The organism is Hungatella sp. (assembly GCF_046966825.1).
Genome location: NZ_JBKVCZ010000228.1, coordinates 1 through 5,510, shown reverse-complemented (window position 1 = coordinate 5,510; position 5,510 = coordinate 1). Strand labels below are relative to the sequence as shown.

The window sequence follows — 5,510 nt, the reverse complement described above, 5'->3', positions numbered from 1 at the left end:
GGCCCAATATATGGAGGCCGCGGGAAACGGCGGTTTTGAATGGAAAGAACTGGTCAACACAGGAAATAAGCTTCTGGCCGAAGCGGAGGAACGCGATGAAATCCCCTGCATTTTTGTTCAGAATTTTCTCCGACTCTTCCTGCTGATCCTGGAAAACATCCGACAGACAGGAGAAAAACCGAGTCCTCACTGTTGGAGACTCCCCAGCTACCGCCGCCCCTTAAGGAAACTGTTTGGCCAGATAAAAGCGGATGCATTTGAGACGCGTTTTGCGCTTCGTCTCAGCGTAGTTTTGACCGTTGGTTTTACTTACAGCATGGTCAGCCAGGCAAATCATGATTACTGGCTCGTGCTGAACGCCTTCCTGCTGCTCCGCCCCATGTATGAGGATAGCGCCACGCGCATCAAGACCCGCTTTATCGGCACACTGGCGGGCTGTCTTATCCTGCAGTTTCTCCTCCCGCTGTTCCATGGAACCGGCTGGCATTTTGTACTGGCGACCGTTATGGCGACAGGGCTTTATATGGAAACAGCCGGAACCTGGCAGCAGGCCCTGTTCTCCACCTGCTTTGCCCTGACCCTTACCACGCTGGCACTCCCACAGATGCTGGCCGCTGAGCTCCGTATCCTATATGTCGTCGCTGCTATGGTGCTGGTACTTCTCGTAAACCGTTTTGTATTTCCTACGCACCAGAAGGGACAGTACCGTTACAACCTGTATCAGCTGTTCCATACACACCACGTTTACCTTCGCCTGCTGGAGAGCAGCCTGACCGCGCCTCTGGATTATGGCGTCATCTGCGATGTCCAGATCCATTACCATCTGATTCACGACCAGATTATCCAGTATTTGAAAAAGGCGGGAAATGAGGATTCGGGCTTTATCAAAAAACTTCTATGGATTTCCTGGCACATGATCTCCGAGGCGGAACAAATGCTTTTCTTGATCAACAACCGAAAAGCCAGTGCGGTTAATTCCGCACAGATGGAAGACTATCTGGCCTTTACCGCCTGTATTTTAAGCGAGATCCAGGAGATGCTTCATATGAAAGCTGACAGGAATCGCACCGTATCCCCGGAGATCATCTATAAACGGACGATGGAAGGGGAACCTCGGTTATCCGTGTTGATGGAACAGTATTCCAAACAATTGTCTGAGATGTATCGTTGTGTCTGCAGTCATAACGGGTGAGGCAGTGAAGGGCGGTGATGATGCCTGCAGTGATGGAGTCTATCACCATGTTAAAATAATATCTCCGCCCCGAACGTCATCTTGCGTCTATCTCCTCTACGATCTGTTTAACTGCTTCTTCCGTCACCATTTCTGTAAAATGCAGGGAATAAGAGTACTCTCCCTTTGACCAGACCGCGAGATTATAATTACCGTCATTTCCCTTCAACGTGACGGAATCCATATTCACGGTAATCACCTTCACGGTACTGTAACTATTGTAATCACCTGAATTATCGTCCATTTTAGCGGACTTTCTAAATGTGACGGTCTGGCTGCCGGAGTTGTATTTTATTTCGGCCAGCTCCTTTCCCAATGCCATATATGTTGTTTTGTCCGATGCCGACATAAGGGACGGGATATCAACAACGTCGAAACCCACCATTTCTGACAGTTCCACTGCGGATGCGGCATTCAACAATACCGGCGCCGTAAGCACGCCTTGATCCGGCGATGACGGATTATGATGCAGAACCGCAGGAATCATAACTGCGCCTGCCACCAGGATGACAAAACAGGCGGCAACGGCCATGTACCTTCTGAGGCCGGCCAACGGAAGTATCCTTTCCGGCCTCTCTATCGGTTCTCTGCTGATATGATCAAGGATACGGCAGCGCATATCATCGGTTACTTCCACTCTTTCGATAAGTTCTTTGTATTTACCCAAAATCATATGCCTCCTTCAAAATATCCTTTAATTTCTGCCTTCCACGCCGCAGATCCGACCGAACGGTTGCTTCTTTTCTATTGAGCATTTTTCCTATCTGTGCCGTAGAGTATCCTTCATAGTGAAACAGGTGTATGACTTCGCGGTATTTGTCAGGCAACGCTTTCACCGCCTCCCATACAAAGGACAAGTCCTCTCTGCAGTCTGCGGCCAGCGTTTCTTCCAATTCATCCGTCTGCCTGATCCGGTTGTATTCAATACGGTTCTTACTTAAATTTGCAGCAACTTTAAGCAGCCATGCCTTTTCGTGCGAGGTATTTTCCAGTAAGGGGCCCGTCTTTAAAAACTGAATCAACGTCTCCTGTAAGATGTCCTCGGCATCGCTCATATTATGCAGATAGGAATAAGCCAGACGCAAGATACTGTTTCCATATTCATCGAGTACTCTGGCCGCCTGCATATTGACCGCTTCCCGGTTAGCGGCATTTTCCCCGGAAACAGCCTTTGCTTTATTGGCAAACTCCCCGGAAGCAGCCTTTGTTTTATTGGCAAACTCCCCGAAAGCAGCCTTTGCTTCATAGGCAAACAAGATACGCCGCCGGGATTGTTTATAGCTGCATATATTACGGAGGAAAGAGATCATACAGTCCTTCCATCCCCTCTTCAAATAAATACATACTTCCATCACTGTCTCTCCCACAAAGACAGGCAATGCCGGAAATGTTCCCGCCATTGCCTGTGCAGTCTTATTTTAATGAATCGCCTGTACCAGACTTACGATACTGTCCTGAGCCATGCCCGCGCTCACATAAATGGAGTAAGAGTAATCGTTTGCAGACCAGGTGGCAAGAGCGATGACGCCATCGTTTCCTTTTAAAGTCACCTGCATTTCATCCACCGTGATGGTTTCTCCTTTCTGATAGTTGTTATAATCCCCACTTATATTCCTTGTTCCCGGTGCCTTACGGATCAAAATCTGATTTTCATCCGCTGAATAGATAACCTGGATCATCTCCTGATCCACAGCCTGTATCTTTTTTTCTGAGATGCCTTCCACCTGTTCCGGCGTGCGAAACTCAAATCCAGCCACCTCGGCGGCAGCCTCCATAGTCTGACAATCCACGAAAGGGTTGGCAATCATTGTGTCAGGACTGGTATTCGTCGGAGTTGTTGATTTTGGTATAGCAGTTGTTTCTGTTATAGCAGTTGTCTCTGTTATAGCGGTTGTTTCTGTTATAGCAGTTGTCTCTGTTATTGGAGTCTTTGCAGCGGCACCGCTGGAAGCGCAGGCAGTGATTGACAGCGCCACCACTGCACAAATCGTTAGAGTCATCATTTTTTTCATAATATTTATCCTCTCTGTTTTTGGAATTTTAACAGCTTTCTTAGCCGTTCTGTCTTCTATACAGATGAGCATGATAAAATGTTGCAGCGGACAAATATTTTTTCATGATTTATATCCTTTTAGAACTTCAGCCTGCACTCTACCCCATTGTAACGGTGTTTTCCTTCGTTCGCCTCATAAGGAATCTCTCTGAAATACCGGAATCCCAGCTTATCCATCACACGGCCCGACGCCGGATTCTCCTTTGCGTACCTGCCCACCAGCTCCTTTACCTTCAGGACATTCTTTGCAAAATCCACAATTGCTTCCATCGTTTCTGTAGCAAATCCATATCCCCAGTATTCTTTCCCGAAATTATAACCTATTTCAAATAAATGGTATTCCTCTTCGTAATAAACAAGTCCGGTTCCGATCAGGTCCCCAGTCGCTTTAAGCACCACGGCCCAGCGGTACCACTGATCCGATGGTATCTGAGAGACTTCGAAGGCAGTCCACTGCCTGGTCTTCTCAACGTCATTATGACTGCTCCAAAACATATACCGCGCCACATCCGGGTCGCTTTCCCAGCAATCGAAGACCCGCTGTGCATCTGCTTCGCAAAATGGCCGCAAAAGCAGCCTTTCCGTCTCTAATAAAGGTGTTTTCATCCTATTTACCTCCCCTGGGCTTTCATATAAAGCCCTTTCACCGTTTCGCTCATTTTAACACACGCAGGCCCTTTTTACTATCTCTATCAGCGTATTGATTAGTCACCAGGCCTTTTAGCGATCATTTACGAGCTGCAGTAACGTTTCCGCCGCATGCTCCATCGCTATTTTCTCTGAAAAGCGCTTATCCCTGGAAGCCACCTCCAGAATATTCTGTTTCAGATTCCTCGGGCTGACAATGACTCGCAGCGGAACTCCCAGCAGATCCGCATCGGAAAACATGATGCCGGCGCTTACCTGGCGGTCGTCATAGATCACCTCCACGCCCCTGCTCTGCAATTCCTCATACAGGCGGTCCGCATACGCTCTGACTTCTTCATGGTCCGGCCGGACAGCACATAAATGAATCTGCCACGGTGCAATTTCCTTTGGCCAAATCGGTCCAAATTCATCATGGTGCGCCTCACATACAGCGGCAGCAAGCCGGCCCACACCGATCCCGTAGCATCCCATCACCGGATACTGCATACTTCCGTCCTTTGCCACATACGTCATATCCATGGCTTTTGTATACTTTGTACCTAACTGGAAAATATTTCCGACCTCAATACCGCGTGAAATCTTAATTGCCGCCTTCCCGCAGTGAGGACAGCTTCCGCCTTCGGTGATCTTCGCAAAGTCATGGTATTCTGCGCTGCCCGCATCCCGTTTCATATCCAGCCCGGTATAGTGGTATTCACAGATATTGGCACCACAGGATAAATTATTTGCCCCTTCCAGCGAACGGTCAAACAGAACCGTAAAATCCCCCTTTAAGTTGTACGGACCAATATATCCAGCCGTCAGGCCGCTTTCCTCAGTGATGACTGCCGGGTGAATCTCATAACCCAGATAATTAGTCAGCTTTGTTTCATTTACTTCCAGATCGCCCCGAATAAACAGGACAATATACCTGTCGTCAGAATTCCGCTGGTAAACCACTGCCTTACAGGAGTGTTCCTTCCCGGTTTCAAGGAAATGACAGATATCCTCAATCGTGTGTATATCCGGCGTATGAACCAGCGTCAGTTCATCTGAAATTTCATCCCTGGCACTGCGCACAATGGTTTCCGCCGCTTCCATATTGGCCCGGTATCCGCACTCCCCGCAGATCGCGATGGAGTCCTCTCCGATGGGCGTCAAAAGCATAAATTCATGGGAAATGCTGCCGCCCATCATGCCGGAATCCGATGCCACGGATATGACCTCAGGAACTCCCACCCTCTTATAAATCCGCTCATAGGCCTTATAACACTTGTCATAATACGCTTCTAAATCCTCCTGGCTTGTGTGGAACGAGTAGGCGTCCTTCATTGTAAACTCGCGGACCCGGATCAGTCCCGCCCTCGGACGCGCCTCATCACGAAATTTTGTCTGAATCTGATAGATCATAAAAGGATATTTCAAATAGCTCTGTCCATATTCCCTCACAAGCTGAACCGCCGCCTCCTCGTGGGTCATACCGAGAACCAAAGGGCTGCCGCCCCGGTCGGCAAACCGGAGCAGTTCTTTTCCAATGCTCTCATACCGGCCGGACTCCTGCCATAAGGAGGCCGGCATCACAACAGGAAACTGTACCTC

Annotated in this window: 6 protein-coding genes; 1 reads left to right on the top strand and 5 read right to left on the bottom strand. The window is 48.7% G+C overall.

The window, feature by feature from the left end; translation table 11 throughout:
* On the top strand, positions 1 to 1,192 hold a 1,192-nt coding region (locus tag ACLTD4_RS32730; protein WP_412331914.1), incomplete at its 5' end, for an FUSC family protein.
* A 76-nt stretch (positions 1,193 to 1,268) separates the two neighbouring features.
* On the opposite strand, the gene ACLTD4_RS32725 is transcribed toward ACLTD4_RS32730, so the two are convergent.
* The 5 genes from ACLTD4_RS32725 to ACLTD4_RS32705 form a co-directional block, all read right to left on the bottom strand.
* On the bottom strand, positions 1,269 to 1,898 hold the full coding sequence (locus ACLTD4_RS32725) for a DUF4367 domain-containing protein (RefSeq protein WP_181988679.1): 630 nt from the start codon (positions 1,896 to 1,898) through the stop codon (positions 1,269 to 1,271).
* Complete coding sequence (locus ACLTD4_RS32720; RefSeq protein WP_243008348.1) at positions 1,891 to 2,583, bottom strand: RNA polymerase sigma factor; 693 nt, start codon at positions 2,581 to 2,583, stop codon at positions 1,891 to 1,893. The genes ACLTD4_RS32725 and ACLTD4_RS32720 overlap by 8 nt, the downstream gene beginning before the upstream one ends.
* 66 nt (positions 2,584 to 2,649) lie before the next feature.
* Positions 2,650 to 3,243 carry a hypothetical protein gene (locus ACLTD4_RS32715; RefSeq protein ID WP_147335905.1) on the bottom strand — a complete coding sequence of 198 codons (594 nt, stop codon included), beginning with the start codon at positions 3,241 to 3,243 and terminating at the stop codon, positions 2,650 to 2,652.
* Between the two features lie 119 nt (positions 3,244 to 3,362).
* Complete coding sequence (locus tag ACLTD4_RS32710; RefSeq protein WP_117623409.1) at positions 3,363 to 3,890, bottom strand: GNAT family N-acetyltransferase; 528 nt, start codon at positions 3,888 to 3,890, stop codon at positions 3,363 to 3,365.
* Between the two features lie 114 nt (positions 3,891 to 4,004).
* Positions 4,005 to 5,510 (bottom strand): proline--tRNA ligase (locus ACLTD4_RS32705; RefSeq protein WP_412331913.1); only part of this gene is annotated, 1,506 nt, incomplete at its 5' end.

Coding starts and splice junctions, on each gene's coding strand:
- ACLTD4_RS32720 (WP_243008348.1), bottom strand. CDS start 2,583: ATGGAAGTATGTATTTATTTGAAGAGGGGATGGAAGGACTGTATGATC.
- ACLTD4_RS32710 (WP_117623409.1), bottom strand. CDS start 3,890: ATGAAAACACCTTTATTAGAGACGGAAAGGCTGCTTTTGCGGCCATTT.
- ACLTD4_RS32715 (WP_147335905.1), bottom strand. CDS start 3,243: ATGAAAAAAATGATGACTCTAACGATTTGTGCAGTGGTGGCGCTGTCA.